This window comes from Streptomyces sp. NPDC037203, from assembly GCF_055605065.1.
This window is the reverse complement of record NZ_JBVJUC010000010.1, coordinates 170,775-188,625: the sequence shown is the minus strand read 5'-3', so window position 1 is coordinate 188,625 and position 17,851 is coordinate 170,775. Positions and strand designations below refer to the sequence as shown.

Sequence of the window (17,851 nt, the reverse complement as noted above, 5' to 3'; positions counted from 1 at the left end):
TCCCCCCTCTTGGGCGGCTGGGGTTGCGCGTTCCGCTAGTCGCGGGCTGCGGTCAGGTGTTCCGCGTGCTCCTGGAGGGAGCGCACGCCCACGTCGCCGTGGTTGAGGGCGTCGATGCCCTGGACGGCCGCGGCGAGCGCCTGGACGGTCGTCAGGCACGGCACGGAGCGGGCGACGGCGGCCGTACGGATGTCGTAGCCGTCGAGGCGGCCGCCGGTGCCGTACGGCGTGTTGACGATGAGGTCGACCTCGCCGTCGTGGATGAGCTGGACGATGGTCTTCTCGCCGTTCGGGCCGGTGCCCTCGGACTGCTTGCGGACCACGGTGGCGTTGATGCCGTTGCGCTTGAGGACCTCGGCGGTGCCGGAGGTGGCCAGCAGCTCGAAGCCGTGGGCGACCAGCTCGCGGGCCGGGAAGATCATCGAACGCTTGTCGCGGTTGGCGACCGAGATGAACGCGCGGCCCTTGGTGGGCAGCGGCCCGTAGGCGCCCGCCTGCGACTTGGCGTAGGCCGTGCCGAAGACGGAGTCGATGCCCATGACCTCGCCGGTGGAGCGCATCTCCGGGCCGAGGACGGTGTCCACGCCGCGGCCCTGGATGTCGCGGAAGCGCGACCAGGGCATCACGGCCTCCTTGACGGAGATCGGCGCGTCCAGCGGCAGCTCGCCGCCGTCGCCGTTCTTCGGCAGCAGCCCCTCGGCGCGCAGCTCGGCGATGGTCGCGCCCAGGGAGATCCGGGCGGCGGCCTTGGCGAGCGGCACCGCGGTCGCCTTCGAGGTGAAGGGGACCGTACGGGAGGCGCGCGGGTTGGCCTCCAGGACGTAGAGGATGTCGCCGGCCATCGCGAACTGGATGTTGATCAGACCGCGCACGCCGACGCCCTTGGCGATGGCCTCGGTGGAGGCGCGCAGCCGCTTGATGTCGAAGCCGCCGAGGGTGATCGGGGGCAGCGCGCACGCCGAGTCGCCGGAGTGGATGCCGGCCTCCTCGATGTGCTCCATGACGCCGCCGAGGTACAGCTCCTCGCCGTCGTAGAGCGCGTCGACGTCGATCTCGATGGCGTCGTCCAGGAAGCGGTCGACGAGGACCGGGCGGGAGGGGCTGATCTCGGTGGACTCGGCGATGTAGGCGGCGAGGCGGGTCTCGTCGTAGACGATCTCCATGCCGCGCCCGCCGAGCACGTACGAGGGCCGCACCAGGACCGGGTAGCCGATCTCGTCGGCGATGGCCTTGGCCCCCGCGAAGGTGGTGGCGGTGCCGTGCTTGGGCGCGGGCAGGCCGGCCTCCGCGAGGACCTGGCCGAAGGCGCCGCGGTCCTCGGCGGCGTGGATCGCCTCAGGGGAGGTGCCCACGACCGGCACGCCGTTGTCCTTGAGTGCCTGCGAGAGGCCCAGCGGGGTCTGGCCGCCGAGCTGGACGATCACACCGGCGACCGGGCCCGCCTGCTGCTCGGCGTGCACGATCTCCAGGACGTCCTCCAGAGTGAGCGGCTCGAAGTACAGCCGGTCGGAGGTGTCGTAGTCGGTGGAGACGGTCTCCGGGTTGCAGTTGACCATCACGGTCTCGTACCCGGCGTCGGACAGCGCGAAGGAGGCGTGGACGCAGGAGTAGTCGAACTCGATGCCCTGGCCGATGCGGTTGGGGCCGGAGCCGAGGATGATGACGGCCGGCTTCTCGCGCGGGGCGACCTCGGACTCCTCGTCGTAGGAGGAGTAGAAGTACGGCGTGCGGGCGGCGAACTCGGCGGCGCAGGTGTCGACCGTCTTGTAGACCGGGCGGACGCCGAGGGCGTGCCGCACCTCGCGGACGACGTCCTCGCGCAGGCCGCGGATCTCGGCGATCTGCTGGTCGGAGAAGCCGTGCCGCTTGGCCTCGCCGAGCAGTTCGCCGGTCAGCTCGGGGGCCTCGGCCAGCTCGTCCGCGATCTCCTTGATGAGGAACAGCTGGTCCACGAACCAGGGGTCGATCTTCGTGTACTCGAAGACCTCCTCGGGGGTGGCGCCGGCGCGGATGGCCTGCATGACGGTGTTGATCCGGCCGTCGGTGGGCCGCACCGCCTCGCGCAGCAGCGCCTCCTTGTCGCCGGGTTCGCCGGTGAAGGCGAACTGGCTGCCCTTCTTCTCCAGCGAGCGCAGCGCCTTCTGGAACGCCTCCGGGAAGTTGCGGCCGATGGCCATGGCCTCACCGACCGACTTCATCGTGGTGGTCAGCGTGGAGTCGGCCTGCGGGAACTTCTCGAACGCGAACCGGGGCGCCTTGACGACCACGTAGTCGAGCGTGGGCTCGAAGGAGGCCGGGGTCTCCTGCGTGATGTCGTTCGGGATCTCGTCCAGGGTGTAGCCGACGGCCAGCTTCGCGGCGATCTTCGCGATCGGGAAGCCGGTCGCCTTGGAGGCGAGCGCCGAGGAACGCGACACGCGCGGGTTCATCTCGATGACGATCACCCGGCCGTCCACCGGGTCGACCGCGAACTGGATGTTGCAGCCGCCGGTGTCGACGCCGACCTCGCGGATCACGGCGATGCCGACGTCGCGCAGGACCTGGTACTCGCGGTCGGTGAGCGTCATCGCGGGCGCGACGGTGATGGAGTCACCGGTGTGCACGCCCATGGGGTCGAAGTTCTCGATGGAGCAGACGACCACGACGTTGTCGTTCTTGTCGCGCATCAGCTCCAGCTCGTACTCCTTCCAGCCGAGGATGGACTCCTCCAGGAGTACCTCGGTGGTCGGCGAGAGAGTGAGGCCCTGGCCGGCGATGCGGCGCAGCTCCTCCTCGTCGTGGGCGAAGCCGGAGCCGGCGCCGCCCATGGTGAAGGAGGGGCGCACGACGACCGGGTAGCCGCCGAGCGTCTCGACGCCCCTGAGGACGTCGTCCATGGAGTGGCAGATCACGGAGCGGGCGGACTCGCCGTACCCGATCTTGCGGCGGACCTCCTCCACCACGTCCTTGAACAGGTCGCGGTCCTCGCCCTTGTGGATGGCCTCGGGCTTGGCGCCGATCAGCTCGACGCCGTACTTGGCCAGGACGCCGTTGTCGTGCAGCGAGATGGCGGTGTTCAGGGCCGTCTGGCCGCCCAGGGTGGGCAGCAGGGCGTCGGGGCGCTCCTTGGCGATGATCTTCTCGACGAACTCGGGCGTGATCGGCTCGACGTACGTGGCGTCGGCGATCTCCGGGTCGGTCATGATCGTCGCCGGGTTGGAGTTGACGAGGATGACGCGCAGGCCCTCGGCCTTGAGCACGCGGCACGCCTGGGTGCCGGAGTAGTCGAACTCCGCGGCCTGGCCGATGACGATCGGGCCGGAGCCGATGACCAGGACGGACTGGATATCGGTGCGCTTAGGCACGCTGGCCCTCCATCAGGGAAACGAAGCGGTCGAACAGGTAGGCGGCGTCGTGCGGACCGGCCGCCGCTTCGGGGTGGTACTGGACGGAGAAGGCGGGCTGGTCGAGCAGCTGGAGCCCCTCCACGACGTCGTCGTTCAGACAGACGTGCGAAACCTCGGCGCGGCCGAACTTGGTGTCGCTGACCTTGTCCAGCGGCGCGTCGACGGCGAAACCGTGGTTGTGCGCGGTGACCTCGACCTTGCCGGTCGTACGGTCCTGGACCGGCTGGTTGATGCCCCGGTGGCCGTACTTCAGCTTGTAGGTGCCGAAGCCGAGGGCGCGTCCGAGGATCTGGTTGCCGAAGCAGATGCCGAACAGCGGCGTCCGGCGCTCCAGGACGGCGGTCATCAGGGCGACCGGGCCGTCGGCGGTGGCGGGGTCGCCGGGGCCGTTGGAGAAGAACACGCCGTCCGGCTCGACGGCGTAGACCTCGTCGGCGGTGGCGGTGGCGGGCAGGACGTGCACCTCGATGCCGCGCTCGGCCATGCGGTGCGGGGTCATGCCCTTGATGCCGAGGTCGATGGCGGCGACGGTGAACTTCTTCTCGCCGACCGCGGGGACGACGTACGCCTCCTTGGTCGCGACCTCCTCGTAGAGGCTCGCGCCCTTCATGTGCGGCTGCGCCTGCACACGGGCCAGGAGTTCGGCGTCCCCGGCGATGGCCGCGCCGGAGAAGATGCCGGCGCGCATGGAGCCGCGCTCGCGCAGATGACGGGTGAGGGCGCGGGTGTCGATGCCGGAGATCCCGACGACGCCCTGGCGCTCCAGCTCGTCGTCCAGGGAGCGCTTGGCCCGCCAGTTGGACGGCACGCGCGCGGGGTCGCGGACCACGTAGCCGGAGACCCAGATGCGGCCCGACTCGTCGTCCTCGTCGTTCCAGCCGGTGTTGCCGATCTGCGGGGCGGTGGCGACGACGATCTGGCGGTCGTACGACGGGTCGGTCAGGGTCTCCTGGTAGCCGGTCATGCCGGTGGAGAACACGGCCTCGCCGAAGGTCTCCCCCACGGCCCCGTAGGCGCGGCCGCGGAAGGTGCGGCCGTCCTCCAGTACGAGTACGGCGGGAGTCTTCGCGGCTCCCCTGGTGGAGGTCGTCATCGTACGCCTTCCGTGTCGTTGATCATGTGGTTGAGCGTGTCGACCCATTCGGGGTGCTCGGCCGCGTGGTCGGAGCGGAAGCCGGAGTCGATCAGCTTGTCGCCGTGCGCCCAGGTCACCACGAGCAGTCCGCCCTCGGTGAGGACCTTGCCCGCGATGCCCTTGTCGAGCCGGGCCTCGCGCAGCGCGGCGGCGGGGATGAAGAAGTCGTCCGCGCCGGGGCGCTCGACCTGGAGACCCGCGTCGGTGAGGGTGAGCCGGGCCAGGCTGCGGGTGCCCAGGCCGTGCGCCACGATGCGGTCCAGCCACTGTCCCGCCGTGGTGGAGCCGTGGTAGCGGCCGCTCATGCTCAGTCTCACCGGGCCGGTCTCCTCGGGCACGCCGGGGAGTTCCGGGATGTCGCTCTGGAGCGTGGCGCGCCATTTCCAGCCCTCGCGCATCAGCCAGTAGACGAGCGCGATGAACAGCAGGAGTCCGGCGAGCCAGCCGATGCGGGCCGGCCAGTCGGTGACCGGGGCCGACTTCTCGGCCGCGGCCAGGAGGATTGCAGGTGTCACGTGAGCTTCCCGTCGACGAGCGTGGCCTTGCCCCGCAGCCAGGTGTGCGTCACACGGCCCGGCAGCTCGCGCCCCTCGTAGGGGGTGTTGCGGCTGCGCGAGGCGAAGCCCGCGGGGTCCACCCGGCCACGGTATGCCGTGTCGACCAGGGTGAGGTTGGCAGGCTCACCGGCCGAGACGGGACGGCCGTGTCCGGGGGCCTGTCCGATCCGCGCGGGCTTGACGGACATGCGGTCGGCGACGCCGGCCCAGTCCAGCAGGCCCGTGTCGACCATGGTCTCCTGCACCACCGACAGCGCGGTCTCCAGGCCCACCATGCCCATGGCGGCCGCGGCCCACTCGCAGTCCTTGTCCTCGTGCGGGTGCGGGGCGTGGTCGGTGGCGACGATGTCGATCGTGCCGTCGGCGAGGGCCTCGCGCAGCGCCATGACGTCGCGCTCGGTGCGCAGCGGCGGGTTCACCTTGTAGACGGGGTCGTAGGTGCGCACCAGCTCGTCGGTGAGCAGCAGGTGGTGCGGGGTGACCTCGGCGGTCACCTGGATGCCGCGGGACTTGGCCCAGCGGACGATCTCGACGGAGCCGGCGGTCGACAGGTGGCAGATGTGGACGCGGGAGCCGACGTGCTCGGCGAGCAGGACGTCGCGGGCGATGATCGACTCCTCGGCGACCGCCGGCCAGCCGCCGAGCCCCAGTTCGGCCGAGACGACACCCTCGTTCATCTGGGCGCCCTCGGTCAGCCGGGGCTCCTGGGCGTGCTGGGCGACGACGCCGCCGAACGCCTTCACGTACTCCAGGGCGCGGCGCATGATCACCGCGTCGTCCACGCACTTGCCGTCGTCGGAGAAGACGGTGACCCCGGCGGCGGACTCGTGCATGGCGCCGAGTTCGGCGAGCTTCCTGCCCTCCAGGCCGACGGTGACGGCGCCGATGGGCTGGACGTCGCAGTAGCCGTGCTCCTTGCCGAGCCGCCAGACCTGCTCGACCACGCCGGCGGTGTCGGCCACGGGGAAGGTGTTGGCCATGGCGAACACGGCGGTGTAGCCGCCGCTCGCGGCCGCGCGGGTGCCGGTGAGGACGGTCTCGGAGTCCTCGCGGCCGGGCTCGCGCAGATGGGTGTGCAGGTCCACCAGGCCCGGCAGCAGCACCTTGCCCCCGGCCTCGATCACCTCGGCGCCCTCGGCGTCGAGGCCGGTGCCCACCTCGGCGATGGTCTCGCCGTCGATCAGCACGTCCCGCTGCTCGCCGCCGAGCACCTTCGCACCGCGGATCAGGATCTTGCTCATGTTCTTACTTCTCCTCAGTGCGCAGGGGGGCGGCGGCGGGCTCGTTGCCGCCGAGCAGCAGGTACAGGACGGCCATCCGGATGGACACGCCGTTGGCGACCTGCTCGACGGCGGTGCAGCGGCCGGAGTCGGCGACCTCGGCGGTGATCTCCATGCCGCGCACCATCGGGCCGGGGTGCATCACGATGGCGTGCTCGGGCAGCCTGGCCATGCGGTCGCCGTCGAGGCCGTAGCGCCGGGAGTACTCGCGCTCGGTCGGGAAGAAGGCGGCGTTCATCCGCTCGCGCTGCACGCGCAGCATCATCACCGCGTCGCACTTGGGCAGGGTGCTGTCGAGGTCGTACGACACCTCGCAGGGCCAGGACTCGACGCCGACCGGCAGCAGGGTGGGCGGGGCGACCAGGGTGACCTCGGCGCCGAGGGTGTGCAGCAGGTCGACGTTGGAGCGGGCGACCCGGCTGTGCAGGACGTCACCGACGAGGGTGATGCGCTTGCCGGCCAGGTCCCGGCCGATTCCGGCGTCGCGCCCGACCAGGCGGCGGCGCATGGTGAAGGCGTCCAGGAGGGCCTGGGTGGGGTGCTGGTGGGTGCCGTCGCCGGCGTTGATCACGGCGGCGTCGATCCAGCCGGAGGTGGCGAGCCGGTAGGGCGCGCCGGAGGCGCCGTGCCGGATGACGACGGCGTCGACGCCCATCGCCTCCAGGGTCTGGGCGGTGTCTTTCAGGGACTCGCCCTTGGACACGCTCGATCCCTTGGCGGTGAAGTTGATGACGTCCGCGGACAGGCGCTTCTCGGCGGCCTCGAAGGAGATCCGGGTGCGCGTGGAGTCCTCGAAGAAGAGGTTCACGACGGTACGGCCGCGCAGGGTCGGGAGTTTCTTGATCGGCCGGTCGGCGACCCGTGCCATCTCCTCGGCGGTGTCGAGGATCAGGACGGCGTCGTCGCGGGAGAGGTCGGCGGCCGAGATGAGATGGCGCTGCATCTGTCAGGCTCCGTAGGGCAGTTCGGGAGGATCGGGGCAAACTCGGGCGCGGGCGGGTACGCCGAAGCGACCTTTGTGCGCCTGGTTCGCTACTGGCCGGCCGGCTTCACACCGAGCAGTACGGTGTCGCGACCGTCCTCCTCGGCGAGCTGGACCTTGACCGTCTCCCGCAGCGACGTGGGGAGGTTCTTGCCGACGTAGTCGGCGCGGATCGGCAGTTCCCGGTGGCCGCGGTCGACCAGGACCGCGAGCTGGACCGCGCGCGGGCGCCCGAGGTCGTTCAGGGCGTCGAGGGCGGCGCGGATGGTGCGGCCGGAGAACAGCACGTCGTCCACGAGGACGACCAGCTTGCCGTCGAGGCCGTCGCCGGGGATCTCGGTGCGGGCCAGCGCACGCGGCGGATGCATGCGCAGGTCGTCGCGGTACATGGTGATGTCGAGGGAGCCGACCGGAACGGCGCGGTCGGTGATCTGCTCGAGCTTGTCGGCCAGCCGGCGGGCGAGGAAGACGCCCCGCGTGGGAATGCCGAGCAGCACCACGTCGTCGGCGCCCTTGGCGCGCTCGACGATCTCGTGGGCGATACGGGTCAGCACCCGCGCGATGTCGGGGCCCTCGAGAACGGGCCGGGCATCGGCTGCCTGCGGATGGGCGTGCGTGTCCATAGAAAACGGACCTCCTTCTCCGCCTCACGGGACGGACCTTAAAGGACGTCGGATTTGCGCCAACCACGGTAGCAGGTCGCGGGGACCGCTCGGGTTCACCCCCTTGGCTCAACGCGTCGGCACTACCACGGAAGCGTCGGGGTGGCCCATTCGGCTTGACGCAGAAGAATCACGCTGCGTAACCTCACAGTGAGTTACCAAAGCGCGCGGCGGGAAGACAGCCGGCCGCGTCGACACAGTGTCCGGGGAGCTATATGTCCAGCGAATACGCCAAACAGCTCGGGGCCAAGCTCCGGGCCATCCGCACCCAGCAGGGCCTTTCCCTCCACGGTGTCGAGGAGAAGTCCCAGGGTCGCTGGAAGGCCGTGGTGGTGGGTTCGTACGAACGCGGCGACCGTGCCGTGACCGTACAGCGCCTTGCCGAGCTGGCCGATTTCTATGGCGTCCCGGTGCAGGAGCTTCTGCCGGGCACCACTCCGGGTGGCGCCGCCGAGCCGCCGCCGAAGCTGGTCCTCGACCTGGAGCGGCTGGCCACGGTGCCGGCCGAGAAGGCGGGCCCCCTCCAGCGCTACGCGGCGACGATCCAGTCCCAGCGCGGCGATTACAACGGCAAGGTGCTGTCCATCCGCCAGGACGACCTGCGCACACTCGCCGTCATCTACGACCAGTCCCCCTCGGTCCTCACCGAGCAGCTGATCAGCTGGGGCGTCCTGGACGCGGACGCGCGCCGCGCGGTGGCCACGCACGAAGAGGCGTGACCGCGTAGGGATTTTGCAGAAACGTGACGCCGGGGTGGCCCGAACCAGACGGTTCGGGCCACCCCGGCGGCGTTTCGATGTGACTGTTCCGACCGGCTGCTCGACGCGGAGGGCGTGAACGCCTCAGGAGCGCGGGGCACCGCGCGACCGGCCGCGGGAAACCCGCAGCCGCCGCGTCACGGTCGCCCGGCGCCCCCTCGCGGCCTTGGGGGCCGAGCCGGCGTAGCCGGTGGAGCCGGCTAGGCCCGGCGGAGCGACGGCTTCAGCTCCTTGAGCCGCCCCAGCAGGCCATTGACGAACGAGGGCGACTCGTCGGTCGAGAACTCCTTCGCCAGCTGCACCATCTCGTCCAGCACGACGGCGTCCGGGGTCTCGTCCACCCAGATCAGCTCGTACGCGCCCAGCCGCAGGATGTTGCGGTCCACGACCGGCATCCGGTCGAGCGTCCAGCCGACCGCGTACTGGGCGATCAGCTCGTCGATGCGCCGCGCGTGCTCCGCGTAGCCCTCGACCAGCTGCATCGTGTACTCGCTGACCGGCGGCTGCCGGGTGTCGGACCGGGACAGCCGGACCCAGTCGGCGAGGACCGTCAGGACGTCGGCGCCACGCTGGTCGCCCTCGAAGAGGATCTGGAAAGCGCGCTTGCGGGCCGTGTTGCGGGCAGCCACGGTTAGCTGTTCACCCGGCCGAGGTAGTCGCTCGTACGGGTGTCGACCTTGATCTTCTCACCGGTGGTGATGAAAAGCGGGACCTGGATCTGGTGGCCGGTCTCCAGGGTGGCGGGCTTGGTGCCACCGGTGGAGCGGTCGCCCTGGACGCCGGGCTCGGTCTCCTGGATGGTCAGCTCGACGGCGGCGGGCAGCTCGACGAACAGCACCTCGCCCTCGTGCGTGGCGACGGTGGCGGTGAAGCCCTCGACGAGGAAGTTGGCGGCGTCGCCGACGGACTTGCGGTCGACCATCAGCTGGTCGTAGGTCTCCATGTCCATGAAGACGAAGTAGTCGCCGTCCATGTACGAGAACTGCATGTCGCGCTTGTCGACAGTGGCGGTCTCGACCTTGACACCGGCGTTGAAGGTCTTGTCGACGACCTTGCCGGAGAGCACGTTCTTCAGCTTGGTGCGCACGAAGGCCGGGCCCTTGCCGGGCTTGACGTGCTGGAACTCGACGACGGACCAGAGCTGGCCGCCTTCGAGCTTGAGCACCAGGCCGTTCTTGAGGTCGTTCGTGGAAGCCACGGTTGCGGAATCTCCTGGACTGACGTACGACCCCGGATCACGCGCTACAGCGCGAGCAGCTCCTTGGTCGTGATGGTGAGTAGCTCGGGTCCGCCGTCCGCCTCGGGGCGCACGACGAGCGTGTCATCGATCCGGACACCGCCCCGGCCCGGAAGGTGGACTCCCGGTTCGACGGTGACCGGCACGCAAGCGTCCAGTTTACCCATGGCTGAAGGGGCGAGCTGCGGGTCCTCGTCGATTTCGAGTCCGACGCCGTGCCCGGTGAGCGGCGGCAGGGCCTCCGCGTAGCCCGCGGAGTCCAGCACCTGGCGTGCCGCGCGGTCCACGTCACGGCAGGCGGCGCCGGGGGCGAGGGCCTCGCGTCCGGCGCGCTGAGCGGAGAAGACCAGGTCGTACAGCTGGATCTGCCAGTCCGCCGGGGAGGTGCCGATGACGAACGTACGGCCGATCTCGCAGCGGTAGCCGCGGTAGGTCGCGCCGAGGCAGACGGAGAGGAAGTCGCCCTCCTCCACCCGCCGGTCGGTGGGCCGGTGGCCGCGGCGGCCGGAGTTCGGGCCGGTGGCGACGGAAGTGGGGAAGGCCGGGCCGTCGGCGCCGTGGTCGACCAGGCGGCGCTCCAGCTCCAGGGCGAGGTGCCGTTCGGTGCGGCCGACGAGGATGGACTCCAGCAGCTCGCCCAGGGCCTGGTCGGCGATCTCGGCGCCGATGCGCAGGCAGGAGATCTCCTCCTCGTCCTTGACGACCCGGAGCTGTTCCACGGCGCAGCCGACGTCGGCGAGGCGCAGGGCCGGGGCCGCGGCGGCGATGGCCCGGTGCCGGGCGACCGTCAGATGGTGTTCCTCGACGGCGAGGGAGTCCGCACCCTGGTTCCGGGCGAGGTCGGCGGCGGTGACGGCGGTGTCGCCGCCCCGCGCGGGCAGGACGTGCACCCGCAGGGCGTCGTCCGGGCGGCCCTCGAAGGGGCGCTCGTCGGGCGGGACGGCGCAGACCAGGTGGTCCTCGCGGCTGCCGAGGAGCAGCACGGCGCCGTGCGGGGCGGCGGCCGCGAGGTAGCGCACGTTGGCGGGGCGGGTGACGAGCGCTGCCGCGGTGCCGGCCGCGTTGAAGTGGTCCCGGAGGCGGGATCGGCGGTTCGCGTACACCTCTGACATGAGATGAGCGTAGGAGTTTTATGCCGTTTGTGCCGATTCAGGGGGGCCGAGTGGGGATCGCGGGGGGTGGTTCACCCGGCTACCAGTTCGGGGGGCTCGCTATGGATCGCGCCAGGACCTCGTCCAGGACCCGCGCCGTGGCCGGTACGTCCAGTTGCGAGTTGTCGATGATCGGCAGGCCCGAGCCGTACCAGCCGGCCATGCGGCCGTGGATGCGGGCGACCTCCTCGTCGGTGAGGCGGCGGTTGCCGGTGCGTTGCGCGTTGCGCTCCAGGACGATGTCCAGGCCGGGCAGCAGGACGACCGGGAGCAGGCCGGGGCCGACATGGCGCTTCCAGCCGCCGAGGCCGACGACGGGGCGGTCCGGGAAGACCGCGTCGTCCAGGATGCAGGAGATGCCGTTGGCCAGGAAGTTGCGCGCGGCGAAGCCGCAGGTGCGGCGGGCCAGGCGGTACTGGGCCTCGGAATGGTCGTTCCAGCCGGACTGGGGGTCGGCGAAGCCGGAGCGGACCCACTCGCGGACGTCGTCCAGGCTGATGTGGGCCGTGGGCACGCGGCGGTGGTCCGCCCAGTACTTCGCCACGCTGGTCTTGCCCGCACCGGCGGGACCGATCAGCAGGACGGCCAGCGTGGTGGTCGTCGGATCGGGCACCGCGGTGGCGGTGGGCGCCGGCGTCGGCACACCGAAGGGGGCGCCCGGTGGCAGGTGCACATGACCGGTGCTGTCGGGGGCCGGGGGCGGCGGCGCCGGTGCGGCGGGAGGGGCGGGTACCGGGGGCTGGGCGGGAGCCGGGGGCTGCGGGTGCGGGCGGCCCGACGGCGCCGGCGGAACCGGCGGCTGCTGGCCCGGAGGAACCGGCGGCTGCTGGCCCGCAGGGGCCCGTGGTGAGGGGGGCGGGAAGGCCGGGGGCGGGGCGGCGGAGCCCTGCGCGGGGCGTCCGCCGGGCGGGTACGCGGCCGATGGCCAGCCGGTGTCCGGCCGGTGCCCCGGCTGGTGGGGCGGCGGCAGCGGAGATCCCACTGCGTGCTGCATCCGTTGCCACTCCGTCTCGTACAGGCAGTTGGGGGTGCAGGCGGCGGGGGGCGGGCCCCGCTCCTGCGCGAACGGTACCGTCCCCGGCCGTCGTTCGGTGAAACGGCCGGGGGCGGCCCGAAGTGCCCGGTGCGCCGAGAAAGACGGCGCGGTCCCCGAGAACGGCGGGGCTACTCGCCGACTTCCCCGTAGGCGGCCAGCAGGACGGCCGGATCGGGGCCCTCCAGGACGGTCGGCTTGGCCAGCCCGTCCAGGACGATGAAGCGCAGCAGATCGCCGCGGGACTTCTTGTCGACCTTCATGTTCTCGACCAGCTTGGGCCACTGGTCGTAGCGGTAGTGCAGCGGCAGGCCGACGGATTCGAGGATCGCGCGATGGCGGTCGGCCGTCGCGTCGTCCAACCGGCCCGCGAGACGGCCGAGTTCGGCGGCGAAGTGCATGCCTACCGCGACCGCGGCGCCGTGCCGCCACTTGTAGCGCTCGTTCTTCTCGATGGCGTGGCCGAGCGTGTGGCCGTAGTTCAGGATCTCGCGGCGGCCGGACTCCTTCAGGTCCGAGGAGACGACCTCGGCCTTCACCCGGATCGAGCGTTGGATCAGCTCGGCGGTGTGCGGGCCCTGCGGGCCGCGCGCGGCCTCGGGGTCGGCCTCGATCAGGTCGAGGATCACCGGGTCGGCGATGAAGCCGGCCTTGATGATCTCGGCGAGTCCGGAGACGTAGTCGTTGACCGGCAGGGAGTCCAGTGCGGCCAGGTCGCACAGCACCCCGGCCGGCGGGTGGAAGGCGCCCACCAGGTTCTTGCCCTCGGCGGTGTTGATGCCGGTCTTGCCGCCGACCGCCGCGTCCACCATGGCGAGCACGGTGGTCGGTACGGCGATCCAGCGCACCCCGCGCAGCCAGGTCGCGGCCACGAACCCGGCGAGGTCGGTGGTCGCGCCGCCGCCCACGCCGACGATGACATCGGTGCGGGTGAAGTTGGACTGGCCGAGCGCCTTCCAGCAGTAGGCGGCGACCTCGGCGGTCTTGGCCTCCTCGGCGTTGGGGACCTGGATGGCGATCGCCTCGTAGCCCTGCTCGGCCAGGTCGGCGCGGAGCGCGTCCCCGGTCTCGGCCAGCGCCTCGGGGTGGACCACGGCCACCCGCTTGGCCTTGGAGCCGATCAACCCGGCCAGCTCGCCGAGGAGTTGACGGCCGACCAGCACCTCGTACGGGTCGGTGCCCGCGGTGCCCGCGACCTGGATCCGGGTGACTGCCTCGCTCATGCCTTCTTCAACTCCAGTGCGTCCAGCGCCGCTTGCGCGACCTCTTCGGGGGTGCGGCCGTCCGTCGGTACGACGGCGGTGGCGACCTCCTCGTACAAGTGGCGCCGTGCCTCCATCAGCTCGCGCCACTGCTTGCGGGGGTTGACCGCGAGCAGCGGGCGGGCCGCGTTCAGACCGGTGCGCCGCACCGCCTCCTCCACATCCATGGAGAGGTAGACCACCGGGTGCCCGGCGAGCAGGGCGCGGGTGTCCGCATCGAGGATCGCGCCGCCGCCGAGCGCGAGGACGCCCGCGTGCCCGGCGAGCGCGGCGGCCACGGCCGCCTTCTCCAGCGCCCGGAAGTGCTCCTCGCCCTCGTCCACGAAGATCTCGGAGATCTCCCGGCCCTCGGCGGCCACGATGTCGTCGTCGGTGTCCCGGTAGCCGGCGCCCAGCCGCTCGGCCAGCAGCCGGCCCACGGTGGACTTGCCGACGCCCATCGGGCCGACGAGGACGAGACGCGGCCCGCTCATCGGATCCGCAGGTTGTCGAGGTACGACCGCACGTTCCGGCGCGTCTCGGCCACCGAGTCGCCGCCGAACTTCTCCGCGACCGCGTCGGCCAGCACCAGCGCGACCATCGCCTCGGCCACGATGCCCGCGGCCGGCACCGCGGAGACGTCGGAGCGCTGGTGGTGGGCCTGCGCGGCCTCGCCGGTGGTCACGTCCACGGTGCGCAGCGCGCGCGGCACCGTCGCGATCGGCTTCATCGCGGCCCGCACCCGCAGCAGCTCGCCCGTGGACAGACCGCCCTCGGTGCCGCCCGCGCGGCCGGAGACCCGCCGGATGCCCTCCGGGGTGCCCACGATCTCGTCGTGCGCCTGCGAGCCCGGCACCCGCGCCAGCTCGAAGCCGTCACCGATCTCCACGCCCTTGATCGCCTGGATGCCCATCAGGGCACCGGCGAGCCGCGCGTCCAGCTTGCGGTCCCAGTGCACATGCGAGCCCAGACCGACCGGCACGCCGTACGCGAGCACCTCGACCACACCGCCCAGCGTGTCGCCGTCCTTGTGGGCCTGGTCGACCTCCTCGACCATCGCCCTCGACGCGTCCGCGTCCAGGCAGCGCAGCGGGTCCGCGTCCAGCTTCTCCACATCGGCCGGCGTCGGGTACACCCCGGCCGGGGCCTTCACCGAGCACAGCTCGACCACGTGGGAGACGATCTCGATCCCGGCCGTCTCCTTCAGGTACGACCGGGCCACCGCGCCCAGCGCCACCCGCGCGGCCGTCTCGCGGGCGGAGGCGCGCTCCAGGATCGGGCGGGCCTCCTCGAAGCCGTACTTCTGCATGCCGGCCAGGTCGGCGTGGCCGGGCCGGGGCCGGGTCAGCGGGGCGTTGCGGGCGAGCCCGTCGAGGATCTCGGCGTCGACCGGGTCGGCCGACATGACCTGCTCCCACTTCGGCCACTCGGTGTTGCCGACCATGATCGCGACCGGCGAGCCGAGGGTCAGTCCGTGCCGGACGCCACCCAGAAAGGTGACCTCGTCCCGCTCGAACTTCATCCGCGCACCGCGGCCATAGCCGAGCCGCCGCCGCGCGAGGTGGTCCGCCACCATCTCCGTGGTGATCGGTACGCCGGCGGGAAGGCCCTCCAGCGTCGCCACAAGTGCGGGACCGTGGGACTCCCCCGCGGTCAGCCAACGCAGCCTGCTCAACGGTGCTCCTCAGTGTTCGCGCCCGGTACTGCCCGGCCCACGCGTTCGTGCGGGCGCCGACGGCGTGACCGGATGCGCGACCCCGGCCCGCCATGTCCGATCCTCCCACGTCCGGGGCGGGTGTCCGGCTCCCGGTCCAGCAAGCGGACGGGTCCGTGGACGGCCGGCGGACGCGGGCGGGCTCGGCCGACGGGCGCGGTACGGCGGCTCAGCGGGCGGCGAGCGCCGCCTCCCCGGCCCGGCGCATGGCCTCCAGCGGTGCGGGGGCGCGTCCCGTCATCTGCTCGACCTGGAGGACGGCCTGGTGGACCAGCAGATCGAGCCCGCCGACCACGGCCCCGCCGTACATGGACCAGCGGGCCGCCAGTTCGGTGGGCCAGGGCTCGTAGAGCACGTCGAAGAGGGTGGCGGGGCGCTCGGGCACGGCGGCGGCGAGGGCGTCGGTGGTGCCGGCCGGGGTGGTGGCGATCACCAGCGGGGCGCGCAGGGCCTCGGCGGCGTCCGACCAGTCCGCCGTACGGACGTCCACGTCCAGGCGGCGGCCCCACTGGCGCATCTCGGCGGCGCGGGGCTCGCTGCGCACATAGGCGACGACCTCGCCGGTGCAGACGCGGGACAGGGCGGCGAGCGCGGAGGAGGCGGTGGCGCCGGCACCGAGGATGGCGGCGGACTCGACCTGTTCGATGCCGTGTTCGCGCAGCGCGGCCACCATGCCGGGGATGTCGGTGTTGTCCCCGCGTGCACGGCCGTCCGCGTCGAACACGACGGTGTTGACCGCGTCCACCGAGGCGGCCGTCTCGCTGACCTCGTCCAGCAGCTCGATGACCGCCCGCTTCAGCGGCATCGTCAGCGACAGCCCCGCCCACTCGGGCCCGAGCTTCCCGAAGAAGCCCGGCAGGGCCGCCTCGTCGACCTCGAACCGGTCGTAGGACCAGCCGGTGAGACCGAGTTCGGCGTAGGCGGCCCGGTGCAGCACCGGGGAGAGCGAGTGGGCGATGGGCTTCCCGAGCACGGCGGCCCGGCGGGCGTCAGTTGCCCGAGGTGGCATTGAATTTGTCCTTGAGCTGCTTGAATTCTTCGTAGGTCTTGGCGAATTCGGTATTCGTCGTACCGTCGGTCGCCACGAAATAGATCCAGCCGTCGTGGGTCGGATTCAGCGCCGCCTTGAGCGCGTCCTCGCCGGGGTTTCCGATCGGACCGGGCGGCAGGCCCTTGTGGGTGTACGTGTTGTACGGGCTCTGGTTGCTGTTGATCTCCTTCTCGGAGATATGGATATTGCTGGTGCCCTTGGCGTAGTTGTACGTCGAGTCGAACTGGAGCAGCTGGTTCGTCTCGGTGTTGGTGGGCTTCAGGCGGTTGTAGACCACCTCGGCCATCTTGCGGAAGTCCTCGTGTGTCTTGCCCTCGGCCTGGACCAGGCTCGCGACCGTGACCAGCTCGAACGCGTCGTGCAGGCCGAGAGACCTGGCCTTCGCGTCCAGGCCGTAGGCGGCGTACCGCTCCTTGGCCTGGGCCACCATCTGCTTGAGGATCGCGTCCGGCTTCATGCCCTTGGCGGCCGGGTAAGTACCTGGGAAGAGGAAACCCTCCAGCGGGTCCTTCATCTCGGGACTGTTCTGCACCCAGGTCGGCATACCGAGAGTCCGATAATCCTTCTTCGCGGCCTTCTCGGTGGTTCCTGCGGCAATTTCGAGCTTCTTGTCGATGGCCTGATAAACGGCCACATTGCGCTCGCCCGGCGTCACGATGACATTGTTCTGACTCTTCGGGTCCAGCATCATCCGCACCGCGCTCGCGGCGGACATCTCCTTCTTCAGGAGATAGGCGCCGGCCTGGATCGAGTCGCCGCCCGGTGTGGTGCCCTGGGCGTGCACGAAGGCCTCGGCGCTCTTGACGACACCGGCTTCCTTCAGCCGCCGCCCGATGTCCCAGCCGCCGGCTCCCTTGGGGATCTCGACGGTCACCGCCTGGCCGGTGCCGTCGCCCGCGTAGTCCGGGGCCGGGGCGAAACGATTTTGGTAGAACTTGTAGCCGTAGTAGCCGACTCCGCCGAGGCCGCCGCCGAAGACCAGGACGACGACCATGCAGGCGCAGCCGGTGCGCCGTTTCTTGCTCTTGACGGGTTTTCGGCCCTTGCCGCCGCGCCGCTCCCGGCGGCCGGCCCGCTCGTGCTCCTCGCCGTCCTCGTCGTCATCGGCGCCGCCCGCGAAGAAGGCGTGCTCCTCCTCGCCGTCGGCGGGGGCGTCCGGCTCGGGTTCGGCCTCGGGGCGTCTGCGGCCGGGGGGCTCCGGCGGCGGGTAGGCGTCCTCGGTGCCGTAGAGGTCGGGTTGCTCGGCGCCGTACGCCACGGGCTGCTGCCCGTAGGGATCGCCGGGGTCGGCCGCGTAGGGCACCTGGCCGTGGGTGCCGGTCGCGTCCCAGCCACCCTGGTGGCCGGAGCCCTGATGGCCGGAGCCCTGGTGACCGGGGAACTCCGGCTGCTGCGGGTACTGCTGCTGGCCCTGGTACTGGGGGTCGTACTGGGGATGACCCTGGTCGCCGTGGTGCGGGTACTGCTGACCGTCGTACCCGTGCTGGTCCTGCGACCAGTCGCCGTACTGCTGCGGCTGCTGCGGGTACTGCTGCTGCGACAGGCCGCCGTAGGCAGCCTGGTGCGCGGCGTACGCCTGCTGCCCTTCCCATCCGCCGTCCCCGTACAACGGGTCCTGCGGATGCCACGGTTCGGAGCCGGGGCCCCGGCCATACTCGGTCATC

General features: G+C 71.4%; 16 protein-coding genes. 1 reads left to right on the top strand and 15 read right to left on the bottom strand.

What is annotated here, in order from left to right; translation table 11 throughout:
• Window positions 1-35 precede the first annotated feature (35 nt).
• The 6 genes from carB to pyrR all read right to left on the bottom strand — a co-directional run bounded on the left by carB (window position 36) and on the right by pyrR (window position 7,963).
• The gene (carB, locus tag ACZ7EC_RS25625; protein WP_471066051.1) at window positions 36-3,344 is read right to left on the bottom strand and encodes a carbamoyl-phosphate synthase large subunit; all 3,309 of its coding nucleotides are present in this window, start codon (window positions 3,342-3,344) and stop codon (window positions 36-38) included.
• Window positions 3,337-4,479 (bottom strand): glutamine-hydrolyzing carbamoyl-phosphate synthase small subunit, encoded by a 1,143-nt coding sequence (gene carA, locus ACZ7EC_RS25620; RefSeq protein ID WP_471066049.1) that lies wholly within the window; start codon window positions 4,477-4,479, stop codon window positions 3,337-3,339. The genes carB and carA overlap by 8 nt, the downstream gene beginning before the upstream one ends.
• Window positions 4,476-5,036: a PH-like domain-containing protein gene (locus ACZ7EC_RS25615; RefSeq protein WP_471066047.1), complete on the bottom strand. Its 561-nt coding sequence runs from the start codon at window positions 5,034-5,036 to the stop codon at window positions 4,476-4,478. Before ACZ7EC_RS25615 ends, carA begins: the two co-directional genes overlap by 4 nt.
• Entirely contained in the window at window positions 5,033-6,319 is a 1,287-nt protein-coding gene (locus ACZ7EC_RS25610) for a dihydroorotase (protein ID WP_471066046.1), read from the bottom strand. Before ACZ7EC_RS25610 ends, ACZ7EC_RS25615 begins: the two co-directional genes overlap by 4 nt.
• Window positions 6,320-6,323: 4 nt before the next feature.
• Complete coding sequence (locus ACZ7EC_RS25605; protein ID WP_471066044.1) at window positions 6,324-7,301, bottom strand: aspartate carbamoyltransferase catalytic subunit; 978 nt, start codon at window positions 7,299-7,301, stop codon at window positions 6,324-6,326.
• 89 nt (window positions 7,302-7,390) lie between these two features.
• Window positions 7,391-7,963, bottom strand: coding sequence for a bifunctional pyr operon transcriptional regulator/uracil phosphoribosyltransferase PyrR (gene pyrR, locus ACZ7EC_RS25600; protein ID WP_471066042.1), 573 nt, complete (start codon window positions 7,961-7,963; stop codon window positions 7,391-7,393).
• Window positions 7,964-8,217: 254 nt separating this feature from the next.
• Here pyrR and bldD point away from each other — a divergent pair, with 254 nt between their 5' ends.
• A complete protein-coding gene (gene bldD / locus ACZ7EC_RS25595) occupies window positions 8,218-8,721 on the top strand; it encodes a transcriptional regulator BldD (protein WP_014671524.1) in 504 nt (167 codons plus the stop codon).
• A gap of 239 nt (window positions 8,722-8,960) precedes the next feature.
• Here the strand turns inward: bldD and nusB are convergent, their stop codons facing one another.
• The 9 genes from nusB to mltG all read right to left on the bottom strand — a co-directional run bounded on the left by nusB (window position 8,961) and on the right by mltG (window position 17,850).
• Window positions 8,961-9,389 carry a transcription antitermination factor NusB gene (gene nusB, locus ACZ7EC_RS25590; protein ID WP_046423695.1) on the bottom strand — a complete coding sequence of 143 codons (429 nt, stop codon included), beginning with the start codon at window positions 9,387-9,389 and terminating at the stop codon, window positions 8,961-8,963.
• Between the two features lie 2 nt (window positions 9,390-9,391).
• On the bottom strand, window positions 9,392-9,958 hold the full coding sequence (gene efp / locus ACZ7EC_RS25585) for an elongation factor P (RefSeq protein WP_471066039.1): 567 nt from the start codon (window positions 9,956-9,958) through the stop codon (window positions 9,392-9,394).
• A gap of 44 nt (window positions 9,959-10,002) precedes the next feature.
• Entirely contained in the window at window positions 10,003-11,109 is a 1,107-nt protein-coding gene (locus tag ACZ7EC_RS25580; RefSeq protein ID WP_471066037.1) for a M24 family metallopeptidase, read from the bottom strand.
• A gap of 79 nt (window positions 11,110-11,188) precedes the next feature.
• Window positions 11,189-12,142 (bottom strand): AAA family ATPase, encoded by a 954-nt coding sequence (locus tag ACZ7EC_RS25575; RefSeq protein ID WP_471066035.1) that lies wholly within the window; start codon window positions 12,140-12,142, stop codon window positions 11,189-11,191.
• 170 nt (window positions 12,143-12,312) lie between these two features.
• Window positions 12,313-13,404, bottom strand: a complete 1,092-nt coding sequence (gene aroB / locus ACZ7EC_RS25570; protein ID WP_471066033.1) for a 3-dehydroquinate synthase — start codon at window positions 13,402-13,404, stop codon at window positions 12,313-12,315.
• Window positions 13,401-13,916, bottom strand: a complete 516-nt coding sequence (locus tag ACZ7EC_RS25565) for a shikimate kinase (protein ID WP_471066032.1) — start codon at window positions 13,914-13,916, stop codon at window positions 13,401-13,403. Before ACZ7EC_RS25565 ends, aroB begins: the two co-directional genes overlap by 4 nt.
• Window positions 13,913-15,097 carry a chorismate synthase gene (gene aroC, locus ACZ7EC_RS25560; RefSeq protein ID WP_471066030.1) on the bottom strand — a complete coding sequence of 395 codons (1,185 nt, stop codon included), beginning with the start codon at window positions 15,095-15,097 and terminating at the stop codon, window positions 13,913-13,915. Before aroC ends, ACZ7EC_RS25565 begins: the two co-directional genes overlap by 4 nt.
• Before the next feature lie 208 nt (window positions 15,098-15,305).
• Window positions 15,306-16,145 (bottom strand): shikimate dehydrogenase, encoded by an 840-nt coding sequence (locus tag ACZ7EC_RS25555; protein WP_471066028.1) that lies wholly within the window; start codon window positions 16,143-16,145, stop codon window positions 15,306-15,308.
• Window positions 16,126-17,850, bottom strand: coding sequence for an endolytic transglycosylase MltG (gene mltG, locus ACZ7EC_RS25550; RefSeq protein ID WP_471066027.1), 1,725 nt, complete (start codon window positions 17,848-17,850; stop codon window positions 16,126-16,128). The genes ACZ7EC_RS25555 and mltG overlap by 20 nt, the downstream gene beginning before the upstream one ends.
• Window position 17,851 lies beyond the last annotated feature (1 nt).

Coding starts and splice junctions, on each gene's coding strand:
- carA (WP_471066049.1), bottom strand. CDS start 4,479: ATGACGACCTCCACCAGGGGAGCCGCGAAGACTCCCGCCGTACTCGTA.
- ACZ7EC_RS25610 (WP_471066046.1), bottom strand. CDS start 6,319: ATGAGCAAGATCCTGATCCGCGGTGCGAAGGTGCTCGGCGGCGAGCAG.
- ACZ7EC_RS25605 (WP_471066044.1), bottom strand. CDS start 7,301: ATGCAGCGCCATCTCATCTCGGCCGCCGACCTCTCCCGCGACGACGCC.
- pyrR (WP_471066042.1), bottom strand. CDS start 7,963: ATGGACACGCACGCCCATCCGCAGGCAGCCGATGCCCGGCCCGTTCTC.
- bldD (WP_014671524.1), top strand. CDS start 8,218: ATGTCCAGCGAATACGCCAAACAGCTCGGGGCCAAGCTCCGGGCCATC.
- ACZ7EC_RS25580 (WP_471066037.1), bottom strand. CDS start 11,109: ATGTCAGAGGTGTACGCGAACCGCCGATCCCGCCTCCGGGACCACTTC.
- ACZ7EC_RS25575 (WP_471066035.1), bottom strand. CDS start 12,142: ATGCAGCACGCAGTGGGATCTCCGCTGCCGCCGCCCCACCAGCCGGGG.
- aroB (WP_471066033.1), bottom strand. CDS start 13,404: ATGAGCGAGGCAGTCACCCGGATCCAGGTCGCGGGCACCGCGGGCACC.
- ACZ7EC_RS25565 (WP_471066032.1), bottom strand. CDS start 13,916: ATGAGCGGGCCGCGTCTCGTCCTCGTCGGCCCGATGGGCGTCGGCAAG.
- ACZ7EC_RS25555 (WP_471066028.1), bottom strand. CDS start 16,145: ATGCCACCTCGGGCAACTGACGCCCGCCGGGCCGCCGTGCTCGGGAAG.
- mltG (WP_471066027.1), bottom strand. CDS start 17,850: ATGACCGAGTATGGCCGGGGCCCCGGCTCCGAACCGTGGCATCCGCAG.